The sequence below is a fragment of the Nocardia sp. NBC_01499 genome (assembly GCF_045040275.1).
Taxonomy (GTDB): Bacteria; Actinomycetota; Actinomycetes; order Mycobacteriales; family Mycobacteriaceae; genus Nocardia.
In genome coordinates this window covers 209544-235975 of record NZ_CP109426.1, presented here as the reverse complement: position 1 = coordinate 235975, position 26432 = coordinate 209544, and the positions used below count along the sequence as shown (strand labels likewise).

Annotated in this window: 27 protein-coding genes; 17 read left to right on the top strand and 10 right to left on the bottom strand. The window is 66.7% G+C overall.

The features are described from left to right. The first annotated feature begins 38 nt into the window (after positions 1–38). The 6 genes from OG203_RS01025 to OG203_RS01000 all read left to right on the top strand — a co-directional run bounded on the left by OG203_RS01025 (position 39) and on the right by OG203_RS01000 (position 5360). Complete coding sequence (locus tag OG203_RS01025) at positions 39–254, top strand: hypothetical protein (RefSeq protein WP_405163737.1); 216 nt, start codon at positions 39–41, stop codon at positions 252–254. Then, positions 251–1774: a hypothetical protein gene (locus tag OG203_RS01020; RefSeq protein WP_405163736.1), complete on the top strand. Its 1524-nt coding sequence runs from the start codon at positions 251–253 to the stop codon at positions 1772–1774. The genes OG203_RS01025 and OG203_RS01020 overlap by 4 nt, the downstream gene beginning before the upstream one ends. A 46-nt stretch (positions 1775–1820) precedes the next feature. Further along, positions 1821–2603 carry a hypothetical protein gene (locus tag OG203_RS01015; protein ID WP_405163735.1) on the top strand — a complete coding sequence of 261 codons (783 nt, stop codon included), beginning with the start codon at positions 1821–1823 and terminating at the stop codon, positions 2601–2603. A gap of 86 nt (positions 2604–2689) precedes the next feature. Further along, entirely contained in the window at positions 2690–4120 is a 1431-nt protein-coding gene (locus OG203_RS01010) for an SDR family NAD(P)-dependent oxidoreductase (RefSeq protein ID WP_405163734.1), read from the top strand. A 54-nt stretch (positions 4121–4174) separates the two neighbouring features. Then, positions 4175–4954 (top strand): O-methyltransferase, encoded by a 780-nt coding sequence (locus OG203_RS01005; protein WP_405163733.1) that lies wholly within the window; start codon positions 4175–4177, stop codon positions 4952–4954. 16 nt (positions 4955–4970) lie between these two features. Further along, on the top strand, positions 4971–5360 hold the full coding sequence (locus OG203_RS01000; protein ID WP_405163732.1) for a DUF2784 domain-containing protein: 390 nt from the start codon (positions 4971–4973) through the stop codon (positions 5358–5360). 34 nt (positions 5361–5394) lie between these two features. On the opposite strand, the gene OG203_RS00995 is transcribed toward OG203_RS01000, so the two are convergent. After that, positions 5395–6168 carry a thioesterase II family protein gene (locus OG203_RS00995; RefSeq protein ID WP_405163731.1) on the bottom strand — a complete coding sequence of 258 codons (774 nt, stop codon included), beginning with the start codon at positions 6166–6168 and terminating at the stop codon, positions 5395–5397. Positions 6169–6208: 40 nt separating this feature from the next. Here OG203_RS00995 and OG203_RS00990 point away from each other — a divergent pair, with 40 nt between their 5' ends. From OG203_RS00990 to OG203_RS00980, 3 genes are read left to right on the top strand one after another with little or no spacing between them, the layout of a single operon-like run. After that, positions 6209–7555, top strand: a complete 1347-nt coding sequence (locus tag OG203_RS00990) for a CoA transferase (protein ID WP_405163730.1) — start codon at positions 6209–6211, stop codon at positions 7553–7555. A 34-nt stretch (positions 7556–7589) separates the two neighbouring features. Further along, the gene (locus OG203_RS00985) at positions 7590–8630 is read left to right on the top strand and encodes a nucleoside hydrolase (RefSeq protein WP_405163729.1); all 1041 of its coding nucleotides are present in this window, start codon (positions 7590–7592) and stop codon (positions 8628–8630) included. Beyond that, positions 8623–9531, top strand: a complete 909-nt coding sequence (locus tag OG203_RS00980) for an amidohydrolase family protein (protein WP_405163728.1) — start codon at positions 8623–8625, stop codon at positions 9529–9531. Before OG203_RS00985 ends, OG203_RS00980 begins: the two co-directional genes overlap by 8 nt. A gap of 65 nt (positions 9532–9596) precedes the next feature. Here OG203_RS00980 and OG203_RS00975 read toward each other — a convergent pair whose 3' ends face one another. The 5 genes from OG203_RS00975 to OG203_RS00955 form a co-directional block, all read right to left on the bottom strand. Further along, on the bottom strand, positions 9597–9977 hold the full coding sequence (locus OG203_RS00975; protein WP_405163727.1) for a hypothetical protein: 381 nt from the start codon (positions 9975–9977) through the stop codon (positions 9597–9599). 232 nt (positions 9978–10209) lie between these two features. Further along, positions 10210–10884: an L-2-amino-thiazoline-4-carboxylic acid hydrolase gene (locus tag OG203_RS00970; RefSeq protein ID WP_405163726.1), complete on the bottom strand. Its 675-nt coding sequence runs from the start codon at positions 10882–10884 to the stop codon at positions 10210–10212. A 204-nt stretch (positions 10885–11088) separates the two neighbouring features. Next, positions 11089–12252: a methylmalonyl Co-A mutase-associated GTPase MeaB gene (gene meaB, locus OG203_RS00965; protein ID WP_405163725.1), complete on the bottom strand. Its 1164-nt coding sequence runs from the start codon at positions 12250–12252 to the stop codon at positions 11089–11091. After that, the gene (scpA, locus tag OG203_RS00960; protein ID WP_405163724.1) at positions 12249–14543 is read right to left on the bottom strand and encodes a methylmalonyl-CoA mutase; all 2295 of its coding nucleotides are present in this window, start codon (positions 14541–14543) and stop codon (positions 12249–12251) included. The genes meaB and scpA overlap by 4 nt, the downstream gene beginning before the upstream one ends. After that, the gene (locus OG203_RS00955; protein WP_405163723.1) at positions 14543–16420 is read right to left on the bottom strand and encodes a methylmalonyl-CoA mutase family protein; all 1878 of its coding nucleotides are present in this window, start codon (positions 16418–16420) and stop codon (positions 14543–14545) included. Before OG203_RS00955 ends, scpA begins: the two co-directional genes overlap by 1 nt. 182 nt (positions 16421–16602) lie before the next feature. Here OG203_RS00955 and OG203_RS00950 point away from each other — a divergent pair, with 182 nt between their 5' ends. Further along, positions 16603–17292 (top strand): TVP38/TMEM64 family protein, encoded by a 690-nt coding sequence (locus tag OG203_RS00950; protein ID WP_405163722.1) that lies wholly within the window; start codon positions 16603–16605, stop codon positions 17290–17292. A 125-nt stretch (positions 17293–17417) separates the two neighbouring features. On the opposite strand, the gene OG203_RS00945 is transcribed toward OG203_RS00950, so the two are convergent. Then, positions 17418–18386 (bottom strand): S1C family serine protease, encoded by a 969-nt coding sequence (locus tag OG203_RS00945; protein WP_405163721.1) that lies wholly within the window; start codon positions 18384–18386, stop codon positions 17418–17420. 62 nt (positions 18387–18448) lie between these two features. Beyond that, positions 18449–18727, bottom strand: a complete 279-nt coding sequence (locus OG203_RS00940; RefSeq protein WP_405163720.1) for a hypothetical protein — start codon at positions 18725–18727, stop codon at positions 18449–18451. 294 nt (positions 18728–19021) lie between these two features. Here OG203_RS00940 and OG203_RS00935 point away from each other — a divergent pair, with 294 nt between their 5' ends. The 4 genes from OG203_RS00935 to OG203_RS00920 all read left to right on the top strand — a co-directional run bounded on the left by OG203_RS00935 (position 19022) and on the right by OG203_RS00920 (position 22353). After that, positions 19022–19357, top strand: coding sequence for a YciI family protein (locus OG203_RS00935; protein ID WP_405163719.1), 336 nt, complete (start codon positions 19022–19024; stop codon positions 19355–19357). Further along, complete coding sequence (locus OG203_RS00930; RefSeq protein ID WP_405163718.1) at positions 19354–20565, top strand: RNA polymerase sigma factor; 1212 nt, start codon at positions 19354–19356, stop codon at positions 20563–20565. The genes OG203_RS00935 and OG203_RS00930 overlap by 4 nt, the downstream gene beginning before the upstream one ends. 89 nt (positions 20566–20654) lie before the next feature. Further along, positions 20655–21143: an SRPBCC domain-containing protein gene (locus OG203_RS00925; protein WP_405163717.1), complete on the top strand. Its 489-nt coding sequence runs from the start codon at positions 20655–20657 to the stop codon at positions 21141–21143. Positions 21144–21225: 82 nt separating this feature from the next. Next, positions 21226–22353 (top strand): serine hydrolase domain-containing protein, encoded by a 1128-nt coding sequence (locus tag OG203_RS00920; protein ID WP_405163716.1) that lies wholly within the window; start codon positions 21226–21228, stop codon positions 22351–22353. Between the two features lie 58 nt (positions 22354–22411). Here the strand turns inward: OG203_RS00920 and OG203_RS00915 are convergent, their stop codons facing one another. Together OG203_RS00915 and OG203_RS00910 are read right to left on the bottom strand one after the other, a co-directional pair. Next, a complete protein-coding gene (locus OG203_RS00915) occupies positions 22412–22618 on the bottom strand; it encodes a DUF397 domain-containing protein (RefSeq protein WP_405163715.1) in 207 nt (68 codons plus the stop codon). After that, positions 22615–23532, bottom strand: coding sequence for a helix-turn-helix domain-containing protein (locus OG203_RS00910; RefSeq protein ID WP_405163714.1), 918 nt, complete (start codon positions 23530–23532; stop codon positions 22615–22617). The genes OG203_RS00915 and OG203_RS00910 overlap by 4 nt, the downstream gene beginning before the upstream one ends. A 335-nt stretch (positions 23533–23867) precedes the next feature. Between OG203_RS00910 and OG203_RS00905 the strand changes: the two genes are divergently transcribed. From OG203_RS00905 to OG203_RS00895, 3 genes are all read left to right on the top strand, one after another. After that, positions 23868–24212: a hypothetical protein gene (locus OG203_RS00905; protein ID WP_405163713.1), complete on the top strand. Its 345-nt coding sequence runs from the start codon at positions 23868–23870 to the stop codon at positions 24210–24212. Between the two features lie 356 nt (positions 24213–24568). Then, the gene (locus OG203_RS00900; protein ID WP_405163712.1) at positions 24569–25393 is read left to right on the top strand and encodes an amino acid-binding protein; all 825 of its coding nucleotides are present in this window, start codon (positions 24569–24571) and stop codon (positions 25391–25393) included. 124 nt (positions 25394–25517) lie between these two features. Then, positions 25518–26396: a metal-dependent hydrolase gene (locus tag OG203_RS00895; RefSeq protein ID WP_405163711.1), complete on the top strand. Its 879-nt coding sequence runs from the start codon at positions 25518–25520 to the stop codon at positions 26394–26396. Positions 26397–26432 lie beyond the last annotated feature (36 nt).

Sequence of the window (26432 nt, the reverse complement as noted above, 5' to 3'; positions counted from 1 at the left end):
ACCGCTCGACGACAACTCGACACCGATACGGAGATCCCATGCCGGACGCAGCCCAAGCGCTGATCCGCACCCTTGGCGCACCCCTGCCCGACGAATTCGACCGGCTCACCGACTCCGATCTCACCGAACTCGACCGCCTGCTGCGCAACGCCGTGACTGCCCGCGGCGAGCGCCTCGCCACCGCGATCGAATCCTCGCTCCAGCTCATTCCCCGGCTGATGCGGCCCACCGTGAAGCGGGCGCTGGGATTATGAGTGCCCAACTGATGGCCCGTGCCGAGACCACCAAACTCGCACGCCTGCTTGATCTTTCCGACCCGGCCGACCTCGCTTTCCTGAACGGTCTTTCGCCGGAAGCGATTCGAGCGTTCCGCGAGCGCGCCACCGATCTACTGTTCGACCGCGACGCCGCGCGCATGAAACGCGTTGCCGCGGCGACGAAATTGGTGCCGACCGTGATCAGCGCCAAGGCCGCCGAGCGCGCGTTCGGCCCGGTGTTGTGCGCGGCCGTCGCCGGTTCGGTCGAACCTTCTCGCGCGGTCGATATCGCCAAGGCGCTGCCAGCGCGGTTTCTCGCCGAGACCGCGATTCAGCTCGACCCGCGCCGCACCGCCGAGATCATCGCCGCGGTGCCATCGCGATTGGTCGTCGAGGTAGCGCGAGAGCTACTGCGCCAGCAGGACCACGTGACGATGAGTCGTTTCGTCGGCGTGGTTCCGGAGGAGTCGATGCGAGCTGCGGCGCCCGTGCTCGGCGACGCGGATCTGCTGCGCGTCGGCTTCCTCATGGAGGACAAATCAGCGGTGGACCGGCTGATGGCACTGTTCACCGACCGGCTCGCCGGGGTGATCCGCGCCGCGCACGAACAGGATCTCTGGGCCGAGGGCCTCGATCTGCTCGATAGTGTCGGCCACGAGAACCGGGCCGCCCTCGGCGATATCGCGGCCGGGCTCGGCGGCGAGGTGCTCGACGGCCTGATCGAGGCGGTGCGGGCGCTTGACGCCTGGGACTCGCTGCTGCCGGTGACCAGCGCGATGAACGCGGACAGCTTGCGCGCATTCGCCGAAAGGCCTGCGGTACAGGAGGAATCAGTGCTCGCCTCGATCATGAACGCCGCGTTGAACAAGGGTTTCTGGCTCGACCTGCTGCCACTGGTCGTGCATCTGCAGCCGACCCAGCTTGCCATTCTCGCCGCACGGCTGGCCGACAAGTCCGACGAGGAACTCGAAGACCTTGTCGCCCAAGCGGATGCGGCGGGCCTGTGGCATGCCATGCTGCCGGTCGCGCTCGCCATGACCGACACCGATCGCCGCCGCATGGCCGGTCTGCCGATCATGCGGAACCCCGACGTGCTCCGCGCGGTGATCAACACCACCGCCGAACACGAACTCTGGTCTCAGGCACTGCCTTTGGTCGACGCACTGCCCGATTCCGCGACGCCGATCCTCGCCTCGTGTATCGGCGATCTCAGCACCGACCAGATGCTCGCCGCGGTCCTGGTCGCCTCGCGCAGCGACAATATCGACACCCTGGTCGATATCGCGCTCGCCCAAGACGCCGAGGGGCGCGCCCGGGTGCTCGACATCATCGACGGGATGGACGATCTCGACGAGTTCCTCGCCGCGTTGACACCGGACACACCAGATGTGGTGTGGCAGGGGCTGATCGAGGTGCGCGCGGAAATCCCCGCCGCGCTGCGCATTCGGCTGGCCGAACGGGCCGACAGCTGCGGTCGCGGCGCCGAGGCCGCCGGACTGCGCGACGATCAGGCCTGACGCGAACGACCGGCGGCGTCGGCGGCGAGGTGATAGCTTCGCCCCCATGATGGGACCGGCAGGTCAGGGGCCTCCTCGCCTCAGCAACGCCGGATGGCTGCACCAGCCGCTGTCGCCGATCGGGCCGATGCGGCCGCACCCGGACGGACCGGTGCCGCCGCAACCGCTCGGCCGGTGGAAACAGCCAGGCGATAACCGGGGCCGACTATGGGCGCTCGGCGCCGTGGTCGGCGTCGCGACGCTCGCTGCCGTCTGCGCGTTCGGCAGTCGTCGCGCCGACCCGGCGCCCGACCTGCGCGGCTACCACTACGTCGACAACCTCTGCGCGATCACCGACACCGCGCCCTACGCGCACGCCGGATTCGCCTTGGCACCGTCGAGTCCGGCGCGGCTCAAGTATCCGGTCCACCAGACCCGGCTGCATCCGGCCGTCGACTCGATGAGCTGCGCGATTCGCCTCGCCCCACCCGGACCCGGCGAACGCGCCGACGACACCACCCTCATGGTGAACGCGTCAGTGCACAAGCGGGCCGATCCCGGTCCCGAATTCACCGCCCGGTTCGAGACCTGGACCCAGGCCGAACTCGCCCAAGACGACACCGTCACGAAGGTCGACGGCCTCGGTGACGAGGCGTACGTCGTCCGCAAACAGTCCGAGCACGCCAAGAACACCGGCGTCACCCTCGCCGTTCGCGACGGCTGGACCACCTTCGAGATCAGCTGGCTGCACCCGCCCTCGGTCGTCACGACCACCGACATCAAGGTGTCGGAAGTGATCGAGTTGCTGAAGCGAACGGCGAGCACGACCATGGCGCTGCTTCGCGTGTAGGGGCAACCGGGCGGTAACCGCGTCGCGGAGTTTGCGACAATGGTTCGGTCGATTTCCCAGCTCACCGAAGGATGCCTGTACCACCGATGGCCGAAAGCATGATTGATCCGGACGAGCTCGCGACCTGTCTGCGGGTACTGGACCAGGCCGGGCAGCTGGAAAAGGAGCATCCCGACTCGGTGGCGGTGCAGCGCGCGGTCGGCCACATGTTCAAAAAGCTCAAGCAGCGCCGCCGGATCGAGGCGAGGACGGCGGTCGCCGACGCCGACCGCGAGGTGATCGCCGCGACGGCCACCGGCTCGCCGCAGCGCATCGACGATGAGACCGCCGGCATCCCGCTGGCCTCGAACGCCCGCGGCGCGACCGCAGGGACGCTCATCCGGGCGCGCCCCTGCTACATCTGCAAACAGTCGTACACGCAGGTCGACGCCTTCTACCACCAGCTGTGCCCGGACTGCGCCGCGAGCAGCCACACCAAGCGGGACGCCCGTACCGATCTGACCGGCCGCCGCGCGCTGCTCACCGGTGGGCGCGCCAAGATCGGCATGTACATCGCGCTGCGCCTGTTGCGCGACGGCGCGCACACCACCATCACCACCCGCTTCCCGAACGATGCCATCCGCCGTTTCGCCGCGATGGACGACAGCGCGCAGTGGTTGCATCGGCTGCGCGTCGTCGGCATCGACCTGCGCGATCCGGCCCAGGTGGTCGCCCTCGCCGACGACGTCGCGGCACAGGGCCCGCTCGACATCCTGATCAACAACGCCGCCCAGACCGTGCGCCGCTCCCCCGGCGCCTACAGCGCGCTGGTCGACGCCGAGTCCGGCCCGCTGCCCGCTGGCGCGCTGCCCGATGTGGTGACGTTCGGCAAGACGATGCAGGCGCACCCAACCGCGCTCACCGCCTCGCTCACCCCGACGCTGTCCGCCGCCGATGTCGCCGAACTCGCGTTGGTCGCGGGATCGGCTACGCCCGAACGCATTTCGCGTGGCGTCGCGATCGACGCCGGTGGCCTGGTGCCCGATCTGGCGCACACCAACAGCTGGGTGCAGACCGTCGCCGAGGTCGATCCGACCGAACTTCTCGAAGTGCAGCTGTGCAATTCGGTCGCGCCGTTCATCCTGGTCTCCCGGCTGCGCCCGACCATGGCCGCCGCGGCCGCACGACGCAAGTACATCGTCAATGTGTCGGCGATGGAGGGCCAGTTCGCCCGCGCCTACAAGGGGCCCGGCCACCCGCACACCAATATGGCCAAGGCCGCGCTGAACATGCTGACCCGCACCAGCGCGAGCGAAATGCTCGAAGCCGACGGTATTTTGATGACCGCCGTCGACACCGGCTGGATCACCGACGAGCGCCCGCACTACACGAAAGTCAGGCTCGCCGAGGAGGGCTTCCACGCGCCCCTCGACCTGGTCGACGGCGCGGCACGGGTCTACGACCCGATCGTCCAGGGCGAGCACGGCATCGACCTCTACGGCTGCTTCCTCAAGGACTACCGGCCTTCGCCCTGGTAATCCCGCTGTGCCCCAGGCAGAATCGGCCGCACATCGACACGGCTGAGGGGCAACATGGTGAATCAGAGTGGGCTGGGCGCGAGGGTGCGCGATCGACTACCGTTCCTGCGCTGGTCGATCATCCGGATGGGGCTCGGCATCGGCAGCGTGCTGCGCACGGGGCAGGTGGGTGACGGTCGCGAGCAGGCATTGCTCGACCACGTTCGCGCCACCGCCACGGCGGGCGATCCGGACAGCGTGCTCGCCGCGATCGACGATTTCGCGCGCAACCGCAGCCTGCTGATGAACGTCGGCGACGAAAAGGGCCTGATTCTGGACAACGCCATTCGGCGAGCCGAACCGACCCTGTTGCTCGAGCTGGGCGCCTATTGCGGATACAGCGCGGTGCGCACCGGCCGGGCGATGCCTGCTGACGCGCGGCTGGTTTCGGTGGAGGCGAGCCCCGCCAATGCCGAAATCGCGCGCGCGGTCATCGAGCATGCCGGGCTCGCTGACCGGATCGCCGTGGTGATCGGCAAGATCGGCGACGGCGGCGCGACCATGCGCCACCTCGCCATCGACCACGACTTCGGTCCCGGCGCAGTCGATTTCGTGTTCATCGACCATCTGAAGACCGCGTATCTGCCGGATCTCGAAACCATCATGTCCGCTAGTTGGCTGCACCCCGGAACGGTCGTGGTCGCCGACAATGTCAGAATTCCCGGCGCCCCGGGCTACCGCCGCTATATGCGCGAGCACGAAGGTTCGAGCTGGCGAACCACGGAACACAAAACCCACGTCGAATACCAATCCTTGGTCGCCGACCTCGTGCTCGAATCCGAATACCTCGGCTGAGGGCTACGCTGGTGGGGTGCTGTATCGGCTGCTGGCCGATGCCACCGCCGCCGCGCATTTCGTGTTCGTGGCGTATGTGGTCGTCGGCGGCTTCATAGCGTGGCGTTGGCCGCGCAGTATCTGGCTGCACTTGATCGCGGTCTGCTGGGGGTTCAGCACGGTTTTGTTCCGGATCGATTGTCCGCTCACGCATTTGGAGAACTGGGCGCGGCATCGGGCGGGCGAGGCCGGGCTGCCGTCGAGCGGGTTCATCGACCACTACATCACCGGGGTGCTCTATCCGGAGAGCGCGCTCGGGTTGGTGCGGGTGCTCGTCGCGGTGTGTGTCGCGGTGTCCTGGGTGGGGTATGGGTGGCTGCGGCGGCGGGCGGGCGGATCGACAGCCCGCCTGCAGGCATCCCACTAGTTACATACTCGAACAGTGTGGCCGAGAAGCGGTTTCACGCACGCGAACGGTCGCGCGCCAGATGGGCCGCGACGAACTCGGCGACCTCGGCGGAGCGCTCGTCCAGATAGAAGTGACCGCCGGGAAATGTTGCGCGATCGAAGGTTCCGGTGGTGAAGTCGCGCCACTCGTCGACCTGCTCGGGTGTCATCGTCGGGTCTTCGGTGCTGACGAGGGCGGCGATATCAGCGGTCAGCGGGTCGCCCTCGGCGTACCGATAGGTCTCGACGGCCTGGTAGTCGCCACGCACGGCGGGCAGCACCAATTCCGCGAGACTCGGTTCGTCACGCAGCATTTGGATCGGCGCCGGGTCGGCGGCCAATCGCTCCAGGTCCGCGATCAGGTCGTTGTCGGAGCCGAGGTGGATCCGCTTGGTTTCCACGAAAGTCGGTGCGGGACGGCCGGAGACGAACAGTGTCGTCACCGCCTGTCCCCTGCGCTCTAGCCGCCGCGCGGTTTCGAACGCGACGGTGGCACCCATGCTATGACCGAATAACGCTAGCCCATCAATGATTCCGAGCCGCAGCACTTCTTCAGCAATCTGATTCGCGAGCGCCGCGAGGTCGGTGATCGGCGCCTCGGCGAGCCGGTCCTGCCGACCCGGATACTGCACCGCGGCGACGGCGACGCCCGCGCCGAAGCGTTTCGCCAATTCTCGGTAGGCGGTCGCCGGACCGCCGCCCGGCGGGAAACACAGCAGGTGGTGCCGGGGAGTCGCCTCGGGACGCATGATCCGCAGCCACTCACCGGATTCGATCGTTCTGCCCATGTAGATCTCCTTCTCAGACGGAACTATTACGCTCTTTCGGGTGAACGCGCACACACGGCTGGTCCACGACTACGAAGCCGGAATCGGTGTCACCCCCTCCGGCATTACGCCGTCGCCCGATCCTGGCAGCAATCTGGCTGCGACACTGCCGGTCTGGTCGCTGGCCGCCGGATCGGTCGCCGCGCTCATCGCCGCGGCGAACCGCATCCGTGGCGTCCGCGGCCTCGACCCGGTGGCGCACCGCATCGACCCCGCGCGCATCACCGCCGCGTTCTGTAGTGAACGCCTACTCAGGATCAACGGCAGGCCCGCGACGATGTTCGGCGACCTCTCCGGATTCTTCCCCACCTTCGACGGCTGGGTGCGCACGCACGCCAACTACCCGCATCACCGTGCGCGCCTGCTCGCCGCACTCGGCCTGCCCGCCGATGCACCGTTCGATCTCGCGGTGGCACAGATGGCGATGAGCCGCGCGTCCGATATCGAGGACCACGCCGCCGCGACCGGTGCGATCGCGGTGCGCGTCCGCACCGAGCAGGAGTGGTCGGGCAGTGCCGAGGGCTGGGCCGCCACGACCGGACCGCTGGTCGCGATCGAGACGCGCCCTGACCGGGGAGAGCCCGGATTGCCGGTCGGCGCGGCGCCTTTCCAGCCGCTGCGCGGTCTGCGGGTGCTCGACCTGACCCGGGTGATCGCCGGGCCGGTCGCGACCAGGACCCTGGCGCTGCTCGGCGCGGACGTCCTGCGTGTCGATCCGCCACAGCTGCCCGAAATCCCTTGGCAGTACGCCGATACCAGTCAGGGCAAACGCTCGACGCTGGTGGATCTCTGGACGCAACTGCCACTGATCGGAGACCTGCTGGCCTCCGCCGACGTGCTCGTCACCGGATACCGGCCCGGCGCCCTGGAACGCGCGGGCCTGCTCGCCGCCATGCGCCCGGGAATGGTGCACGGCCGGGTGAGTGCGTGGGGTGAAATCGGCCCGTGGGGCGGCCGCCGCGGCTTCGACAGCATCGTGCAGGCCGCGTCCGGCATCGCGATCGCCGAAGGCGCACCGGCCGTGCCGAGCACGCTGCCCGCACAAGCCCTCGACCACGCCTCCGGCTACCTGCTCGCCGCAGGCGTCATCGATGCACTGGCCGCCCGCGCGTCCGACGGCATCGGCCGCGACGTGCGAGTCTCGTTGGCCCGCACCGCCTCCTGGCTCCTCGCCGCCCCCGGCCGGACCCCGCGCCACCCCCAGCCTGCCCTGCCCGACCCCACCGAGGTCATGTCGCACGGCGACATCATCACCGCCACCCCCGCCATCGCCGAATACCCCGCCTACAACTGGCCTGCCCCCACTTACGGCGCGGACCGCCCCGCCTGGCCCCTCAAAACCCACTAACCAGGTGGGGTGACGACGGCGCTAGTCTCGTTGGGTGCCGCAGAAGATCATCATGGATGTCGATACCGGGGTCGACGATTCCCTTGCGCTGCTCTACCTCCTGGCTTCGCCGGAGGCGGAGATCATCGGGATCGCCTCGACCGCGGGGAACGTGCCCGCACCGCAGGTGGCGGCGAACAATCTCGCTTGGCTTGATGTGTGCCGGGCGCCCGATATCGAGGTCGCGCTCGGTGCCGCCGAACCGCTGGCGATTCCACTGCGCACCACCGAGGACACGCACGGGCCGCAAGGCGTCGGCTATGCCGAGCTGCCGCCCTCGACGCGCACGCTGTCGTCGCGTTCCGCCGCGCAGATGTGGGTCGATCTGGTGCGTGCGCACCCCGGCGAGATCGTCGGGCTGTGCACGGGGCCGCTGACCAATCTGGCGCTGGCCGTTCGGCTGGAGCCCGCGCTGCCGACGTTGTTGCGCAGGTTGGTGATCATGGGCGGGGCGTTCAACCATCCGGGCAACACCACCCCAACCAACGAATGGAACGTGCACGTCGATCCGGAGGCGGCGAAGGAGATCTTCGACGCGTTCTCCATTGTGCCGCCGGATCGTCGGCCGATCGTCTGCGCGCTCGACATCACCGAGACCATCGAGATGCGGCCGAAGCATCTGTCGCTGCTCGCCGAGCGCGCGGGCAGCGTTCCGGTGGAGACGGTTTCGGAAACCGATCCGCCCGAAGCCAGGTCGGCGGCGAGCAATCCCATTGTCCGCCATGTCACCGACGCGGTGCGGTTCTACTTCGACTTCCACCGGCTCTACGATCTCGGCTATCTCGCGCACATGCACGACCCGTTCGCGGCGGCCGTCGCGATCGACCCTGCCCTCGCCGTCACCCGGCCCGCGACGGTCGATGTCGAACTCACCGGCACATTGACACGCGCGACCACGGTGGCCGACTGGGCGGGCATGTGGGGTCGAGAACCCAACGCGGACATCGTGATCGGCACCGATCAGGCGTTGTTCTTCGACCGGCTGATCACCAGGATCGGCGATTTCGCACGGACGGTATATCCGCCGAATGTGTGAGACTGGAGAGGCCGTGGTCGGCGACAAGGACGACAGCACTTACCTCGCCGCATTCCGCGACCGGCTCGGCCTGCCCGGAATCATCGACGTGCACACGCATTTCATGCCGGAACCGGTGATGCGGAAGGTATGGGCCTACTTCGACTCGGCCGGTCCGCTCACCGCACGCACCTGGCCCATCGCCTACCGTGACGACGAGCAGGTCAGGTTGAAAACGTTGCGCGGCTTCGGTGTTCGCGCGTTCAGCGCGCTGGTCTATCCGCACAAGCCCGAGATGGCGGCCTGGCTGAACGAATGGGCCGCCGAGTTCGCCGAGCGCACCCCGGATTGCCTGCACACCGCGACGTTCTATCCCGAGCCGGACGCCGAACGCTATGTCGCGGCGGCGCTTTCACGTGGCGCCCGGCTGTTCAAGGTGCACATCCAGGTCGGCGGCTTCGATCCCGGCCATCCACTGCTCGACCCGACGTGGGGGCTGATTCAGGACGCTGGCATACCGGTGGTGATCCATTGCGGATCAGGCCCGGTGGCAGGCGAATTCACCGGACCGAAGCCCATTGCCGCACTGCTGCGACGTTTTCCGCGCTTGCGATTGATCGTCGCCCACATGGGTGCGCCCGAGTACGCCGAATTCCTCGACCTCGCAGCGCAATACCCGGACGTCCGCTTGGACACCACCATGACGTTCACCGACTTCTTCGAGGAGGGTGATCCGTTCCCCGACAGCCAACGCGACCGGCTGCGCACCTTCAGCGACCGAATCCTCTTCGGCAGCGACTTCCCCAACATCCCCTACACCTACAGCCACGCCGTGCAGGCACTGGAACGCCTCGAACTCGGCGACGAGTGGTTGCGCAAGGTCTGCTACCAGAACGCCGCCGACCTGTTCGGCATCGAGTAGGTTCGTGGCACCGTGCGGGCTGGATCGAGACTCAGGCCGCGACGACCGTGAACCTGGTGCGCCGGTCAGGCGGCGGGCAGGGCGGCGACGAGGCCGCGGATGTAGTTGACGCGCTGCTCGGTGTCGAAGACCTGCGCGCGGTTGGTGATCTTGACCTGGGTGGCGTAGTAGAAGCCGAGGCCCTGCACGCTGACCTGGACGAAGCCCTGGATCTTCTCCTCCTTGACCGCCAGGAACAACAGCCCGAGCAGGCAGAAGACCAGCAAAAGCACCGCGAGCACGATCGCATAGGACGGGATCCGCTGGTTGACACTGGTCTGATTGGTGACAATCCACGTGGTGCCCGCCAGCGGATGCTGCCCGGAGGGGGTCATAACATGCGTCGCGGTGCACCCGATATCGCCAACGGTCACCAGCATCGGACGGGCAATCGCTTCATCGGACATCGCCAGCACCTCCTTAGCCCTGCGGCGGGACCGATCCCCCCGCAACACCCCAGCTGGCGAGTCCTCATCGCCGCGTCGTCGCCAGCTGAGGAACCTTCCAATCTACTACTCGTCAATGCCGCTCGACAACCAGCAGACCCATAGCAATATCGATCGGACACGATCGTTTGCGCAGGTAGAGCGGCCGACCGAGGCTGCGGGCAGACCACGACCTCGGCCGGTCGGCGACCGATCAGCCCTCGGTGCGATCCCAATGGAACGGGCAATGCGTCCCGCCGAGCCCGATCGTGGTGACGCGCTCGAACCGGAACCCGTGCTTCGCCGGGTCGATGGCGCCGATCCAGTTCGCGTCGAACTCACACATCACCGGCGTCAACTCCGGTGCCGAATGCGCAACCAGCACATCGTGATAGAAGCAGCGCACGACATCGAGGTGGTAGCTCTCGTCATCGTCCACGGTGCGCGCGAAGTCGAATCCGGCACCGAAGGCGTATTTCTCGCGCGCCTTCGACACCGCGACCATCGCGGCGAACGGGTCATCGGCGGCATCGAGCATCGCCTTCGTCCCCGCCTGCACAACATCCCCGAGCGGTTCGACAAACGCCGCCCGCAGCGCGGCAATGGTGACATCACGGCCGAGCCGAGGTCGCAATGCCCGATAGGCGACCACCAGCGCGAGAGTCATCCGAAGGTTGGCGCGCGCGGGCTCATCCACACAGCGTTCCGCATCGGCGGCGGTTAGCTCGATGAGCGACCGACGCATACCGGCGAACAGATCATCGGGAAGGTCATCGTCCCGCAAACTCCCCGCGAGATGGTCGAAGAATGCGTCGACAATCGCGGCCGAGTCGCCTGCCACATCGGGCACATACTCGTCTCCGGCAAGACCGAAGGGGTCGGTGTTCATACTGCGTCCTTTCGAGACATCGCCGGTCTCGAAACACAGCACAACCACCGGGCAGAGGTCGGCCGTGCCCGCCACCGACGAGCACGCCAACGCGCTCCACCGACCTACCTGGCGCTGACGATCTTCATGGATAGTCCCGCGGCTGCGAGACGTTCGCAGCATCCCACGGCCCGCGGCACCCTGTCCACCAGGGGTGAGCCCGCGTCAGTGACCATCGAAGGCGCGCAGGAGTTCTTCGGCGGCGAGGGCGGCGGTGAGGGTGCCGTCGCGGACCTGCTTTTCCACTTGGGCGCGAATGGCTTTCACGTTGGGGTTGTCGGCGAGGCGGCGCAGGAGTTGGTCGTGGACCATGGTCCAGGTCCAGTTGATCTGTTGACGGCGGCGCTTCTCGTCGAATTCGCCTGCGTCGGTGAGGACGCGGCGGTGTTCGAGGACGGTGGCCCAGAACTTGTCCAGGCCAATGCCTTCCAGGCCACTCATGGTGAGCACCGGTGGACGCCAGAGGGCGTCGTGCGGGTGGATCAGGCGTAGCGCGCCCGCCAATTCGCGGGCGGCCGACTTGGCTTCCAACTCATGCTTGCCGTCGGCCTTGTTGACCGCGACCAAGTCGGCGAGCTCCAGCACGCCTTTCTTGATGCCCTGCAACTGATCTCCGGTGCGGGCCAGCGTCAGGAAGCAGAAGACGTCGACCATGTTCGCGACGGTGACCTCGGACTGGCCGACGCCGACGGTCTCCACCAGGATCACGTCGTAACCGGCGGCCTCGAGCAACACGATGGTCTCGCGGGTCGCCTTGGCCACACCGCCGAGAGTGCCAGCGGTCGGCGACGGGCGGATATAAGCGTTGCGCTCCACCGACAGTCGCGCCATCCGAGTCTTGTCGCCGAGGATGGAACCACCGGTCCTGGTCGAGGACGGGTCGACCGCGAGCACCGCGACCCGATGCCCCTTGCCGATCAGATCCATCCCGAGCGCATCGATGAACGTCGACTTGCCGACACCCGGAACACCGGTGATACCAACACGATTCGACACCACGGCGGTCGCGGAACTGTGCTTGTCGGGCGTCAGCTTCAGCAACAGCTGCTGCGCGAGATCCCGGTGATCCGCGCGCGTCGACTCGACCAGCGTGATAGCCCGCGCCAGGGCAGCCCGCTCCCCTGCCTGGACCGCCTTCGCCATCGCATCCACGTCGATCGCCCGACCCCGTCCCACCGACCGCGCCCCACCGTCGGCCTGCGAGGCCGTCTCGTTGGCGCCACCGATCCCGCAACCCTGTGTGTCAGCCTCCGAACCAGGACGTCCTTCGGCCGAATCCGCTTGGACGACGTCGTCGGTCGTGGGACCCGCAGCGTTGTGCTCGCTCATTCGCCCTCGGCGGAACCCTCGGCGCCGCTACCGCTTTGCGCACCAACCTCGGGATGACCGAGTGCGGTGGCCAGCTTCTTCAGCAGGTCGATCGCGGCATCGGCGATGACGGTGCCCGGCGGGAAGATCGCCGCGGCACCGGCCTCGTACAGCGCGTCGAAATCACCGGGCGGGATGACACCGCCGACGATGACCATGATGTCGGGTCGCCCCGCATCGGCCAGCGCCTGCCGCAGGGCGGGCACCAGCGTGAGGTGACCGGCCGCCAGCGAGGACACCCCGACGACGTGCACGTCGTTGTCCGCCGCCTGCTGTGCCACCTCTTCGGGGGTCTGGAACAGCGGGCCCACGTCGACGTCGAAGCCGAGATCGGCGAAGGCGGTGGCGATCACCTTCTGGCCGCGGTCGTGGCCGTCCTGCCCCATTTTCGCGACGAGGATACGCGGGCGACGACCTTCCGCCTCGGCGAACTCCTCGACGAGATCGCTCGCCTTGGTGATGTTGCTGACCTTCCCTGCCTCGTCGCGGTACACACCGGAGAGGGTACGGATCTCGGCCTGGTGACGGCCGTATACCTTCTCCAGCGCGTCGGAGATCTCGCCGACGGTGGCTTTGGCCCGCGCGGCATTGATGGCCAGCGCCAGCAGGTTGTTCTCCATGCCGCCATCCGAAGAGGCTGCAGCACGGGTCAATTCGGCCAACGCACGCTCGACCTCGGCCGAATCCCGGTCGGCACGCAACTGCCGCAGCTTCTCGATCTGCTCGGCGCGCACCCGCGAGTTCTCGACCTTGAGGACCTCGACCTGCTGGTCCTCTTCCGCCTGATACTTGTTGATGCCGATCACCGGCTGCTGACCGGTGTCGATCCGCGCCTGCGTGCGCGCGGCGGCCTCCTCGATGCGCAGCTTCGGGATGCCCTCGCCGATCGCCTGCGCCATACCACCGTGGGCCTCCACCTCGGCGATGTGCGCGCGGGCCCGGTTGGCCAGCTGATGGGTCAGCCACTCGACGTAATACGAACCGCCCCAAGGATCTACCGGACGGGTGGTCTTGGACTCCTGCTGGATGAGCAGCTGGGTGTTGCGTGCGATGCGGGCGGAGAAGTCCGTCGGCAGAGCGAGCGCCTCGTCGAGTGCGTTGGTGTGCAGCGACTGGGTGTGACCCTGGGTCGCGGCCATCGCCTCGATGCAGGTGCGCGCGACGTTGTTGTACGCGTCCTGCGCGGTGAGCGACCACCCGGAGGTCTGCGAATGAGTGCGCAGCGACAGCGATTTCGAGCTCTTCGGCTCGAACTTCGCCACCAGCTCGCTCCACAGCAGCCGCCCGGCGCGCAGCTTGGCCACCTCCATGAAGAAGTTCATGCCGATGGCCCAGAAGAACGACAGTCGCGGCGCGAACTTGTCCACCTCCATGCCGGCCTCGATACCGGCCCGGATGTACTCGACGCCGTCGGCGAGGGTGTAGGCCAGCTCCAGGTCGGCGGTCGCGCCCGCTTCCTGAATGTGGTAGCCGGAGATGGAGATCGAGTTGAACTTCGGCATCTTGGCGCTGGTGAAGGCGAAGATGTCGGAGATGATCCGCATCGAGGGCTTCGGCGGGTAGATGTAGGTGTTGCGGACCATGAACTCCTTCAGAATATCGTTCTGAATGGTTCCGGCCAGCAACTCCGGTCCGACCCCTTGCTCTTCTGCCGCAACGACATACAGCGCGAGAATCGGCAGCACCGCGCCGTTCATCGTCATCGACACACTCACCTGGTCCAGCGGGATGTGGTCGAACAGCTGGCGCATGTCGAGTATGGAATCGATGGCGACACCGGCCATGCCGACATCACCCTGCACGCGCGGGTGGTCGGAGTCGTACCCACGGTGCGTGGCGAGGTCGAAGGCGACCGACAGACCCTTCTGCCCGGCCTGAAGGTTGCGGCGGTAGAAGGCATTCGAGTCAGCGGCGGTGGAGAAGCCCGCGTACTGGCGGATGGTCCACGGCTGGTTGACGTACATCGTCGGGTACGGACCGCGCACGAACGGGGCGACGCCGGGCACGCTGTCGAGCGGATACCCCTCGGCCGCAACGGCATCCCGGTCCGCCTTGGTGAACACCGGTGGCACATCGATGCCTTCGGGTGTCGACCACACCAGTTGTTCGGGCGCGTAGTGATTCGCCGTCGCCGCCTCGCGCACGTAGGCATCCACCTGCGACGAGTCCACGTCGGCGGGTTCCGGGGCGTGCTCGGCCAGCGGCACCTCGGCGAAATTGCCGATCACGTGCTTGATTTCACGAGTAGTCATCAGGCTCCCACCTTCTCAAGCAGGGCGGACAGCGCGGCGACCGCATCGATCTTCGCCGCGAGGAATCCGTCCGGACGCTGCGCGTCATCGAGCTCGGCGATCGCCTTCGCGGCACCGGCCAGCAGCACCGTCGGCACCCCGGCGGCACGCAATTGCGCCACCGCCGCACCGGCTTCCATGCCATAGCGCTTGTCGGCGCCACACAGCACCGCGATCGGCGCACCGGCTTCGGTTGCCGCGGCGGCGATCGCGCCCACCTCCAATGGTCCGGGGTTGATGGACTCGATACCACCGGAGGCAAGCAAGTTCGCAATAAAGGTCACTCGAACGTTGTGTTCGGCAACCGAACCGAGCGGCACCAGAAGCGCTTTCGGCCGCACACCGTGCTCGGCCAGGTAGGCGTCGGATCGGTTGCGCAGCGCCTCGAACGTGGCACCGTAGCGAGCCACCCGATCGTCGCCGCGCGCCGCCTCGGACAGCGGACGCTCGGCCAGGTTCGGGAATTCGTTCACCCCGGTGACCGACGTCTTGCGGTGCGCGACATCGGAATCGCGCGCCGCCTTGGTCGCGGCGATGCGTTCGGCGAGCAGGCCGGAATCCAGCGCGGCGAGATAGCCACCCGCGGCCTCGATTTCCTGCATGAACTCCCACGCCTTCGCGGCGAGCGCGCCGGTCAGGTCCTCGACATACCAGGAGCCAGCACCCGGGTCCTGTACGAAACCGAGACGCGATTCCTCGAGCAGCAGCAGTTGGGTGTTGCGAGCCATGCGGTCCGCGAACGACTTCGAGACGCCGAGCTCACCGGCGGGTAGCGCGGAATCGAAGGTCAGCACGGTGACCGCGTCCGCCCCGCCGACTCCGGCGCCGAACGCCGCGAGGGTGGTACGCAACAGGTTCACCCACGGGTCGCGCTGGGTCATCATGGCCGCGGAGGTCACCGCGTGCTGCGGTGCGCCGCCGAAATTCGGTGCGCCGCAGACATGTGCGACGCGGGCCCAGAGCTGGCGTGCGGCACGGAATTTGGCGACCGTGGCGAACTGGTCGTCGGTGGCCGCGAAACGGAACGTCAACTGCTCCAGCGCATCCGCGATATCCAAGCCCTCGGTGAGGGCGCGCAGGTAGGCCAGCCCGGCGGCGACGGCGGCACCAAGCTCCTGAGCGTCAGAGGCGCCCGCGTTGTGGAATGCGGTGCCGTCCACGGTGATCGCGCGCACGGTTTCGGCGCGTGCCACCGCGTTGGCGGCCAATGTCACCGTGTCCGCGAGCTCGATATCGGCGGTTCCGGCGAACCGGCTGGTGAGCGGTGCCGCGCCGAGCGCGACGTGAATGTCCTTGCGGGAGGCCGCGTCATAGGCGTCGAGCGCGGTGTACAGGTGTGTTGCCGCCTCGGCTGTCGCGGTGCCAGCGTCGAGGGTCAGCGGCGCGAGGTCGAACAGCAGGCCGGACAACGCCGTTGGCAGGTCGGCCACCGGAACGCCGCGCTCGCCGACGCCGAGCCACACGGCGCTGATGCCGTTGCCGAGACCGGCCAGGATCTCCCGGTTGACCGCGGCCGCGTCCGCGCCGCCGAATTGGGCGCTGACGTGCCAGCCGCGGTGCACGTCGCGCGTGGCGTCGCTACCTCGGACAAAGGGATACGTTCCCGGCAGCGGCTGCTCGGGCAGCTCGTCCTTGCGGGTGTAGAGCGGGGCGATGGTCAGCCCGTCGTAGGTCGTTTCGTCGAGCAGGTGCTCTGGTTCCGCCGGCAGTTCGGCGATGTCGACCCGCCGGACCTTAGCCAGTACCCCGGCCACGCCCTTGCGCCACGCGGCGAACTGCGGAACCGGATCCGCGCTCGCGGGCGCCGCTCCCGGTCCGGGCTCTGAAGCAATCGGCATAGCTTGCTTTTCCTCTTCCACTCGACTGCGGGCGCACCCGTGGTGTGTGCGGAAACCGCCGCATTCGCCCAGTTCAGCGAGCACTTTGGTTAACGAGCATTCGTCCCGTTTCCTCTGATGCTAGCGGGAGTGCTGCCACGTGTTGTCCCCTAGTACCACTACCACCCGGTAATCTGGCCCCGGTGACCAGGCTGATCCGTGACCCGCGCGTGCTCGCGTTGATCGTCGGGGTCGTCGCATTGTTCGTCGCCGCACTGCTGGTCCCGCTGCCGAGTCCACGGCAGATCCAGGACTGGGCCACCTCGGTCGGACCGATTTTCCCGTTGCTGTTCTTCGTCGTCCACGCGCTGGTGACGGTCGCACCGCTCCCACGGACGGTGTTCACGGTGAGCGCCGGTCTACTGTTCGGGCCGGTGCTCGGCATCGCGCTCGCCGTCGGCGCGACGACGGTCAGTGCCGCCCTTGCCATCCTGCTGGTGCGTGCCCTCGACCGCGAGCAGGTCGCGTCGCGCCTCACCCACCCCGCCGTGCGCGCCGTCGACGATCGGCTACAGCGACGCGGCTGGCTGGCCGTCGGCTCGCTACGCCTGATCGCGGCGGTGCCGTTCTCGGTGATCAACTACTGCTGCGGACTGTCCTCGATCCGCTTCTGGCCGTACATGATCGCCACCCTGCTCGGCGTGCTCCCCGGCACCATCGGCACCGTCATCCTCGGCGACGCCCTCACCGGCACCACCCACCCGGCAATGATCGTCTTCTCGGTCGTTTTGATCGCGATCGGGCTGATCGGCCTCGTCGTGGACGCCCGCTGGACAACCACCGAGGACCTCGCACCCGCCGAGCAACCCACCCCCGCGGCAGTCCCCGAATAGCTCCACCCCAGCCGAGTCGCAACCACGGCGTCACATCAGCCGCACGCCTTTTGTCTTGTCGCAGAAAAGCATGCGGCTGTGGGACGCAGTCGAACACCCAGCGCTGCTGGGCCCGCCTGGTCGGTTCAGTCGACGGTCAGTTCGATGGGAACGGCGATCACGTCGACCATCGCGCCGTTGCGCAGAACGGTGACCGGGAGTTTGATGCCGATGGCGTCGGAGAAGAGTTGGCGTTGAATACCCTGGGCGTCACGGACTTCGGCGCGGGCGACGCTCAATACCAGGTCACCGCGGCGTAGTCCGGCTTGTTCGGCCGGGCCGCCGCGTACTACCTCCATGATGCGGACCCCGGCTGGCTGGCCGGTGCGGGCGGCGACGGTGGCGGGTAGTGGGGCTGGCATGCCGACCAGGCCGAGGTAGGCGCGGCGGACGCGGCCGTCGGTGTGCAGGGTGCCGATGATGCGGCGGGTGGTCGCGTTGATCGGAATCGCCAGTCCCAGGCCAATTCCCGCGACGGCGGTGTTGATGCCGACTACGCGGCCCGACGAATCCGACAGTGCGCCACCGGAATTGCCGGGGTTGAGGGCGGCGTCGGTCTGGATCACGTCTTCGATGACGCGTCCGGCACGACGCGAGGCGACCGGAACGGCACGGCCGAGCGCGCTCACCACCCCGGCGGTGACCGAACCGGCAAGTCCGAGTGGACTTCCGACGGCAACCACCAGTTGGCCGACGACGAGTTCGTCCGCGTCGCCGAGCGTCACCGCCCCCGGCGCGCCGTTGCGCGAGCGCAACACCGCCAGATCCGAGAGCGGGTCGATTCCGACGACATCGAATCGGGCTTCCACCCCGTCGGCGAACACCACCTCACCACCGGTGGCCGACCCGATGACGTGCGCGTTCGTCAGCATGAACCCGTCCTCGGTGAATACCACCGCCGACCCGCTGCCACGTCTGGTGCGCACGCTGGCCACATGCGGCGTGACCGACGCGGCAACTCTGATCACCGTGCGCGAATAGGCATCCATCGCGGCGTCATCGTCCACGTCGACCCACCACCCCTGATTACCGGCTTGCACCAACCCCTCAAGCATGCCCGCACTCCGCCCCCGCCGCACCGTGTTCACCAGAGGCGCAACCAAATCGACGACTGGAGTCAGGCGGCGGGACTCATGGTGGCGCCTTCGAAGAATTCCGACTCGGTCATGTTGAGGCGGGTGGTGACCAGTTCGAGCGCCAGGCGCAGGACTTCCTGCGCGGTGGGTGCGACGACCTGGGACTGCTCGAGGCGCGTGGTGCCGTACTCGACGCGCACTCGGCACCGCCAGCCCGATCCGGTGGGATAGGGCTGGGGTCGCCCGATCGCGACACTCATCCGAACGCCGTCGCGGAGGAACTCGTTGGTTGCCAGCAGATCGTCGTCTGGCGTGATCATGATGGTCATGTCAAGCACGACCCATGACAAGCAATGTTGCAGCTACAAGTCGGTTCCTCATCGGATGCTCCCGGTATTACTCAACAGGCAGGGCACTTACGACTATCTATTTACGATGAACTTAACTCGATTAAGGTCACTCCGCAACATTTGAGCAAACATCCGGTCACAGGACGATCGACTCCACCAGCTCAGCACGCGGAAATGGCCAGCAATCCGGCATCTCGAAACAGCATCCAGGCCGGGTGATCGCGTTCGTGCGCGCCGTTGATCGGCGTCGGGCATATTGGTGCCATGAAGTACGTCCTGCTGATCTGCGACGACGAGACGGTTTCGCCGACCAACGCGGAAATCGCGGCAGACCCGGCGCATCAGGCGTACGCGGCGGAGCTGGACCGGCGGGGATCCAGACGTGGCGGCGCGCGGTTGCGTCCGGTGGCGGATGCGACGACGGTCCGCGTCCGCGATGGCGAAACGTTGGTCGCCGACGGCCCGTTCGCGGAGACGAAGGACTTCGTCGGCGGCATCGACATCATCGAGTGCGCCGATCTGGATGAGGCGATCGAGCTCGCGTCGCGCCATCCGTACGCGCGCTGGGGTTGCGTCGAAGTCCGCCCCGTGTGGGAATGACCGCGCCGGACACGGTTCGTGCCGCGGTCGAGGCGGCGTATCGGGACGAGTGGGGCCAGGTGGTCGCGACCCTGATCGGGCTGACCGGTGATTGGGACCTGGCCGAAGATTGCGCACAGGACTCGTTCGCCGCGGCGCTGGCGACCTGGCCGCGCGATGGCATCCCGAATCGTCCGGGTGCGTGGCTCACCACGACGGCACGCAACCGGGTCACCGACCGACTGCGTCGCTACACCGCCGGAGCCGCGAAGCTGCGCCAACTCGCGGTGCTGGCTCCGGAAGAGGCTGCGGCGGAAGAGATTCCCGACGACAGGTTGCGGCTGATCTTCACCTGCTGTCATCCCGCGCTGCCGTTCCCGGCCAGGGTCGCCCTCACGTTGCGCACGTTGGCGGGCCTGACCACCGCCGAGATTGCCAAAGCATTCCTGACCGCCGAGTCCGCGATGGCGCAACGCCTGGTGCGCGCCAAGCACAAAATCGTCGAGGCTGGCATCCCGTACCGCGTACCACCGGAAGATCAACTGCCGCAACGATTGTCCGCGGTCCTCGCCGTGCTCTACCTGATCTTCAACGAGGGCTACGACGAGGAGGACGGACGCCGGGCGCTGACGGCTGAGGGCATTCGCCTCGCCAGGGTGCTGGTCCGTCTGATGCCGTCCGAACCGGAACCGCGCGGCCTGCTGGCATTGATGCTCCTGCTCGAGGCCCGCCGCGCACAGCGGACCGAGGGCGGCGTGCTGGTCACGCTGGAGCACCAAGACCGCTCCCGGTGGAATGGCGCGCTGATCGCCGAGGGAGTGGCGACACTCGAAGCGGCGCTTGCCATGCGGTGCGCCGGGCCCTATCAGGTGCAGGCCGCGATCGCCGCGTGCCACGCCACCGCACCCGATGCGGCGGCCACGGACTGGCCGCAGATCGCCATCCTGTACGCGGAGCTCGCACGGTTGGCACCCTCACCGGTGGTCGACCTCAACCATGCCGTGGCGATCGCCATGGCCGACGGTATCCCGGCCGGTCTGGCTCGGGTCGATGAACTCACCGCGTCCGGCAGGCTCGCCGGGTACTACCTGCTGCCCGCGACCCGCGCCGATCTGCTGCGCCGCGACGGCCGTTCGAGCGAGGCCGCGGCGGCGTACGAAGAAGCGCTGACGCTGGCCCCGACCGACGCTGAACGCCGCTATCTGACCGATCGCCTTCGCGCACTCTGACCCTCGCGGAAAAAGATCCTGATCGATGTCGATCTGGGACGCCCTTCTTCGTCGGTGGGACAACACCACCGAACAGAGAGGCAAGACAGATGTCACACACCGATCACCTGACCGCCACGATCACGGTCGACCACACCCCCGACGAGGTCTTCGCGGCCATCACGAATGTGCGCGAATGGTGGAGCGAGAACATCATCGGCGCCACCGCCGCCCTGCACGACGAGTTCGTTTTCACCGACGACTGCAAGTACGCGGGTGAGACGGCGAAAGAGAAGAAGGGAATCCGATTCAGCCGATTCCGCCTCACCGAGGTCGTGCCCGGTGAGCGGATGGTCTGGCACGTCGTGGATTCGTACCTCACCTTCATCGACGACCAGCACGAGTGGACCGACACCAACGTCATCTTCGACATCACCGCCACACCGGACGGTACGACCCTCCACTTCACCCACGAGGGCCTGACCGCCGCCGAATCCGCATGCTTCGAGGCCTGCTCGCGCGGCTGGACCTTCTACATCGAGACGAGCCTGCCGCAGTTGATCGCCACCGGCACCGGGCAGCCGATCCCGAAGTACTGATCCGAGCCTGGTACTGGAGTCTGATGGGCGGTAGTACCGCAGTCCAATGTGTTTGCGGGCCTTGCGTTCTTACCTTCTGATCATGCGTTTACGAACCTTCGCCCTGCCGATCTGCACAGCAGCGGTGCTCCTGTCCGCCTGCACGACGGGCTCGGCCGACCCCGCCGCACCCACCGTCGCGGTCGCCGCCATGGACAAGGTCCGCGGCGACCTCGACGCGCTGGTCGGCTCGGGCGCCGTCGGTGCCGTTGGCACGCTCACCGACGACGGCACCACCACGGTCGCGACGTCCGGCCTCGCCGACGTCGCGGCACATACCCCGATCCCGACCGACCGTCCCGAGCATGTCCGGATCGGCAGCATCACCAAGTCCTTCACCGCCGCGATCGCGCTGCAACTGGTGGCCGAACACCGGATCGATCTCGACCAGCCGATCGACACGTATCTGCCCGGCCTGCTCACCGGTGACGGCATCGACGGGCACGCCATCACCGTGCGACAGATCCTCGGCCATCGAAGCGGACTGCCCGAACCGACCGAATCCCCGGACACGAACGAGCACACGGCGGCACAGGATCACCGAACCTATACCCCCGCACAGGAAGTCGCACTCGCGCTGCAGCATCCCGCGCAGTTCGCCCCCGGCACCCAATTCCAATACGCCAACACCAATTACATCGTCACCGGAATGCTGATCGAGAAGGTCACCGGGCACCGCTACGCCGATGAGCTGCGCGCCCGCATCCTCACTCCGCTGCGCCTGTCGGACACCTACCTACCGGCCACCGGCGAAACCGGCCTGCGCGACCCGCATCTGACCGGCTACGACACCATCGACGGCACCGTCACCGATCAAACCAGCATGGAGCCGTCGCTGCCGTGGACCTCGGGCGCGCTGGTCAGCACCGGCGCCGACCTGAACCGATTCTTCACCGCACTGCTGGCCGGACAGGTCGTGCCGCAGCCCCTACTGCGGCAGATGCTCGACGGGAGCGATATGGGCAACGGTGACGGAATGTCCTACGGGCTCGGCGTCGGATATACCCAACTACCTTGCGGCACACAGTTTGTCGGTCACCTCGGTGGTGTCCACGGCTTCAACGCCGTCGCCGGTGCTACCTCGGCCGGGCGCGCGATCACCATCTCCTACACAGGTACACCGTCCACTGCGGACATCGGCAGCTTGCTCACGCACGCACTGTGTGGGTGAGTATCGTCGCTGGAACGAATCCGTATGTCTCTCAAGAGGCATACGGATTTACATGTCGTTACGCCTGCTCGAACTCTCCGTCGGCGACACCCGCGATGAAGCAGTCCCATTCACGCGGGGTGAACACCAGCGCTGGCCCGGTCGGATTCTTGGAGTCACGAACACCGACAAAACCGCCGTCAAGGAATGCGGCTTCCACGCAGTCCTTGCTGCCGCCGCTTCGACTGCTCTTGAACCAGCGAGCCCGGGACAGGTCAGAGGTCACCTTCGCACTCCTTCGCTACCACCTGCCACACGCCTCAGCAGGTCTTTGCTTTGCGTTGGATCCAACGCTACCCGCCGCATGGTCTCGTGCGCTGATCTATAACGGTCGACGCTTGCCCAGGCCTCGTGATACATGTCCCCCGTGTAGTTCTCGATATAGACGACCGAAGGCTCGGAAGACTGATCCCGCTGGCCAGCACCGAAGTCCAAGATGGTGAACGGACCAGTCAGATCACCGAGTGGCACTCCAGCGGAATACGGCAGAACCCGCAACGTGACGTTCGGCCGCGTCGCCCAGTCCGCCAACCGGCGCAGCTGCGCCGTCATGATCCGTGGGCTACCCACGACTCGATGGAGAACCGATTCATCGAGAATGACATCGACTTCTACCGGATGCGTCTTCCGAGTGATCAGTACTTGACGATGCATCTTCATTTCAAGACGGCGCGCGATCTCGGAAGCAGGCTCCGCCGGGTAGACGCCACGAATTAGCGTTCGCGCATAGTCTGCCGTCTGGAACAATCCGGGAACCAACTCTTGAAACGACGTCAGACGCGTGGCAGCCGACTCCAGACCAACGTATACGTTGAAGTCCGCCGGTATCAGGTCGCCGTATTCGTGCCACCAACTCTTCGTATTACCTTGCTGCGCAAGCCCCTTCAGCGCGGCAGTCGTCGTCTCATCGGCACCGAGCACGCGACATATCGCCTCGATGTCCCACTCGCGGATCCGATCCGCTTGCGCAGTCTCGAGCTTCTGAAGCGTAGTCGCCCCTCTTTCGATCAACCGCGCGACCTGAGCGATCGTCATTCCGGATTGCTGGCGCAGTTCGCGCAGATACCGCCCGAGCTGGCGGCGCGGGACGGTGGAGCCCGTGTCGGGCATGGTGACCCCCTGGTCGGATTCGGTGACCACTGTTTTCGGATGAGGGGCCCGCGCTCCCGGGACGATTGTCGCCGATAGTTGGGATTTCGTGCTTGGGTTTCGTGCCAATCGTTCCGGATTATCCGTTTTCGGTTGTCCTGCAATAACTGCCGATGTCTGCTGTGTCGGCGCCCGGCGAGGCGGGGGTTCCGACCAAAGCCCATCCGCCTCACCCGCGAGCCGGGCGCACCTCAACGAGAGGCGCGACGATGAACGAATCGGCATTCGCAGACACACCCGCATCCCGCTGCGCGTTTTACCGCCGCACGTGCGGTCTACCTGCCGGAGTTCACCCGCAGATCGGCCGAATCACGGTGCGCGCGGGGATGATCGGCGCGATCACCATGCCGGTACACCTCGGCCTGCGGATCAGGGCGTGCATGCTGCGACGCAACCTGCCGCTTGGCCCGATCATCGCGCATCCACGTTCGCAGCGTTGGACTTTCCTGGTGCGTCCGGATATCTCCGACGCGGATGTCAAGCTTTACGCGGAGATGTTCCGCAGTTACGTCACGGTGGTGCGGGCGGGCGGTGAGATCGCCCTCCCCTCTCCGGCGGATACCAAAGCGGGATTTCGCGATTGGATCGTTCCACCCAGAGATTCTTTTCGTCCTTCCGGTGCGGCGATCATCGATCTGGTCCGTGAATGCACCCGCGCGACCCTTCGGTGAATCCACCCGAATTCCACCAACCCGAAGACCCTGACGTTCAGGTCCGTGTCCACCTCGGCGGACTGATATTGACGTTTCGCGCACGCGAATCCGCCGCGCGGAGATTCGCTACGCACATGGACATTCATCACTATCCGGACTATGCGACGGTCGAGCCCGTCGACGGTGATTCTCCGCGTTTACCGTGCGAATGTCTCTGGCTCATCCAGTAACTGTGCGCTCGAACACGCACTGCCCGGCCTGTGTCCAGCATCACCACGGAAAGCACTGCCGCTCAAGCGCTTTCCTTTTCGATTTCACTGCGGCGTTACACATTCGGCACGGGAACGGAAACGTTCGGGCCGGACGCTGTGCGCATGCGTCCGATGCGAGCACGACATCGTGTACATGTTCTGGCGTGTGACGTTTGCGGCCGACTGCCGCACCCGCGCCGGGCCCGGTTGACGCTGGCCAAATTGGCGGCGGTATTTCCGGTCGAGCTCGTGCTGCACGCGATTGTCGTCCACTATGACCCGCCCTATTTACTCACCGTGCTATTGCTGACGATCAGCACGACCACGCTCATCATCTGGGTCGTCGAGCCCTCGGCAACGCGCATGCTCGGCGCCTGGCTGCACGGCCCGGAGCTGCGCAGCCGCGACGACGTCGACCGCGCGCCGACCCTGTGGCGCATCCGGGTCCGCGTCGCCGACCGCCCGGGCCAGCTCGAAGCACTCGCCAGACACCTGGCTCGCCGCAGCGCGAACATCCTCAATGTCCATGTGCACCAACTCGAATCCGGCGTGCTCAACGAACTGGTCGTCGCCGCGCCGGCGGGCGTCACCCCGGACGCCCTCTCCTCGGCGATCACCTACGCCGGTGGATCGGCGGTCCGCGTCTGGCCCGCCTCGGCATTCGCCCTGATCGACGGCCAGACCAAGGCGCTCGGCATCGCCACCCGCGTGGTAGCCGACCCCGACGAACTCCCGCTCGCCATCGCCGAACTGCTCGGCGCCCGCTACCTCACCCCCGGCACCTTCGCCCACGGTGATCTCGCGTTCGACGGAACCACCCTGGTCGTGCCGTGGCAGCCGGATCGCCCCCTCATCTTCAGCCGCCCCGATGAACCCTTCACCCCGGCCGAGAACGCCCGCGCCCATCGGCTGACCGACTTGGCCCGCAGCGTTACCAGACACGGCTGACGAACAGTCGCAACGGAATTCCCGCTACCTGCGGCATCGCGAACAACTCTTGCTCTATCCGTCTGAGACGGTATCGTACTAGTAGTACCGCATACTGACGGTACCGAGCTCAATGAGGTGCGAGATGACCGAGCAAAGTGTGCGACCGAGGGAACGCGCGGGCGGCGGATACCCGAGGGCGAGGCGAATCCGATTCCGCTTCGGCGAGCCGGAACCCATGCCGAAGTACTACGCGGGCGGTGACATGGTGTTCAGCCACTTCATCGCCGGACTGTCCGCCGGCTTCCCGCCCGGCGAGGAATCGTTCATCCGCTCGGTGCGCCGGTTCACCGATCAGATCACCGATCCGGTGCTCAGGAAGCGGGTCGCCGGGTTCATCGGGCAGGAGACGACGCACGGCAACGAGCACCGGCGGCTCAACGAAAAGCTGATCGCGATGGGCTATGCCATCGAATGGCTCGACGCGCCAACGGTTGTCGAGCGGCAGAAACGCTTCGAACAGCGCATCCCGGCCCGGCTGCACCTGGCCGCCACCGCGGCGGCCGAGCATTACACGGCGGTACTGGCCGAACGCGTGCTGTCCAGCCCGGAGATCCAGGCGCTGGCCGGTGACGACGAAGTGCGAAACCTGTTGAACTGGCATGCTTTCGAGGAACTCGAACACAAGTCGGTGGCTTTCGACGTGTACCGCGCGGTTGGCGGCACCGAGACGATGCGCATCCTCACGATGGCGACGTTGGTCGCGCTGACTCTCCCCCTCACCGCCGTCACGCTGACCGCGTCGCTCAGTCGGGACCCGGATGCGCGGCGTTACCCACTGAGCCTGGCCAGGGAGGCGTTCACGCTGTTCCGCGGCCCGGTGTTCCGCGGCCTCGGCCGTGAGCTTGTGCTGTATCTGCGGCCCGGCTTCCACCCCGACGACATCGACTCGCGAGAGTTGTTGGAGCGCTGGCAGAAAGAGCTCTTCGGCACCGAAGGCACGCTCGTCGATCACCTGAAGTAACTGATCACCTCAATAACACCGGAATCAACGGAGATT

What these genes read in the sequence shown, in the direction of transcription:
- OG203_RS01025 (WP_405163737.1), top strand. Translation starts at nt 39, where the DNA reads ATGCCGGACGCAGCCCAAGCGCTGATCCGCACCCTTGGCGCACCCCTG.
- OG203_RS01020 (WP_405163736.1), top strand. Translation starts at nt 251, where the DNA reads ATGAGTGCCCAACTGATGGCCCGTGCCGAGACCACCAAACTCGCACGC.
- OG203_RS01015 (WP_405163735.1), top strand. Translation starts at nt 1,821, where the DNA reads ATGATGGGACCGGCAGGTCAGGGGCCTCCTCGCCTCAGCAACGCCGGA.
- OG203_RS01010 (WP_405163734.1), top strand. Translation starts at nt 2,690, where the DNA reads ATGGCCGAAAGCATGATTGATCCGGACGAGCTCGCGACCTGTCTGCGG.
- OG203_RS01005 (WP_405163733.1), top strand. Translation starts at nt 4,175, where the DNA reads ATGGTGAATCAGAGTGGGCTGGGCGCGAGGGTGCGCGATCGACTACCG.
- OG203_RS00995 (WP_405163731.1), bottom strand. Translation starts at nt 6,168, where the DNA reads ATGGGCAGAACGATCGAATCCGGTGAGTGGCTGCGGATCATGCGTCCC.
- OG203_RS00980 (WP_405163728.1), top strand. Translation starts at nt 8,623, where the DNA reads ATGTGTGAGACTGGAGAGGCCGTGGTCGGCGACAAGGACGACAGCACT.
- OG203_RS00975 (WP_405163727.1), bottom strand. Translation starts at nt 9,977, where the DNA reads ATGTCCGATGAAGCGATTGCCCGTCCGATGCTGGTGACCGTTGGCGAT.
- OG203_RS00970 (WP_405163726.1), bottom strand. Translation starts at nt 10,884, where the DNA reads ATGAACACCGACCCCTTCGGTCTTGCCGGAGACGAGTATGTGCCCGAT.
- meaB (WP_405163725.1), bottom strand. Translation starts at nt 12,252, where the DNA reads ATGAGCGAGCACAACGCTGCGGGTCCCACGACCGACGACGTCGTCCAA.
- scpA (WP_405163724.1), bottom strand. Translation starts at nt 14,543, where the DNA reads ATGACTACTCGTGAAATCAAGCACGTGATCGGCAATTTCGCCGAGGTG.
- OG203_RS00955 (WP_405163723.1), bottom strand. Translation starts at nt 16,420, where the DNA reads ATGCCGATTGCTTCAGAGCCCGGACCGGGAGCGGCGCCCGCGAGCGCG.
- OG203_RS00945 (WP_405163721.1), bottom strand. Translation starts at nt 18,386, where the DNA reads ATGCTTGAGGGGTTGGTGCAAGCCGGTAATCAGGGGTGGTGGGTCGAC.
- OG203_RS00940 (WP_405163720.1), bottom strand. Translation starts at nt 18,727, where the DNA reads ATGATCACGCCAGACGACGATCTGCTGGCAACCAACGAGTTCCTCCGC.
- OG203_RS00935 (WP_405163719.1), top strand. Translation starts at nt 19,022, where the DNA reads ATGAAGTACGTCCTGCTGATCTGCGACGACGAGACGGTTTCGCCGACC.
- OG203_RS00930 (WP_405163718.1), top strand. Translation starts at nt 19,354, where the DNA reads ATGACCGCGCCGGACACGGTTCGTGCCGCGGTCGAGGCGGCGTATCGG.
- OG203_RS00925 (WP_405163717.1), top strand. Translation starts at nt 20,655, where the DNA reads ATGTCACACACCGATCACCTGACCGCCACGATCACGGTCGACCACACC.
- OG203_RS00920 (WP_405163716.1), top strand. Translation starts at nt 21,226, where the DNA reads ATGCGTTTACGAACCTTCGCCCTGCCGATCTGCACAGCAGCGGTGCTC.
- OG203_RS00905 (WP_405163713.1), top strand. Translation starts at nt 23,868, where the DNA reads ATGATCGGCGCGATCACCATGCCGGTACACCTCGGCCTGCGGATCAGG.
- OG203_RS00900 (WP_405163712.1), top strand. Translation starts at nt 24,569, where the DNA reads ATGCGTCCGATGCGAGCACGACATCGTGTACATGTTCTGGCGTGTGAC.
- OG203_RS00895 (WP_405163711.1), top strand. Translation starts at nt 25,518, where the DNA reads ATGACCGAGCAAAGTGTGCGACCGAGGGAACGCGCGGGCGGCGGATAC.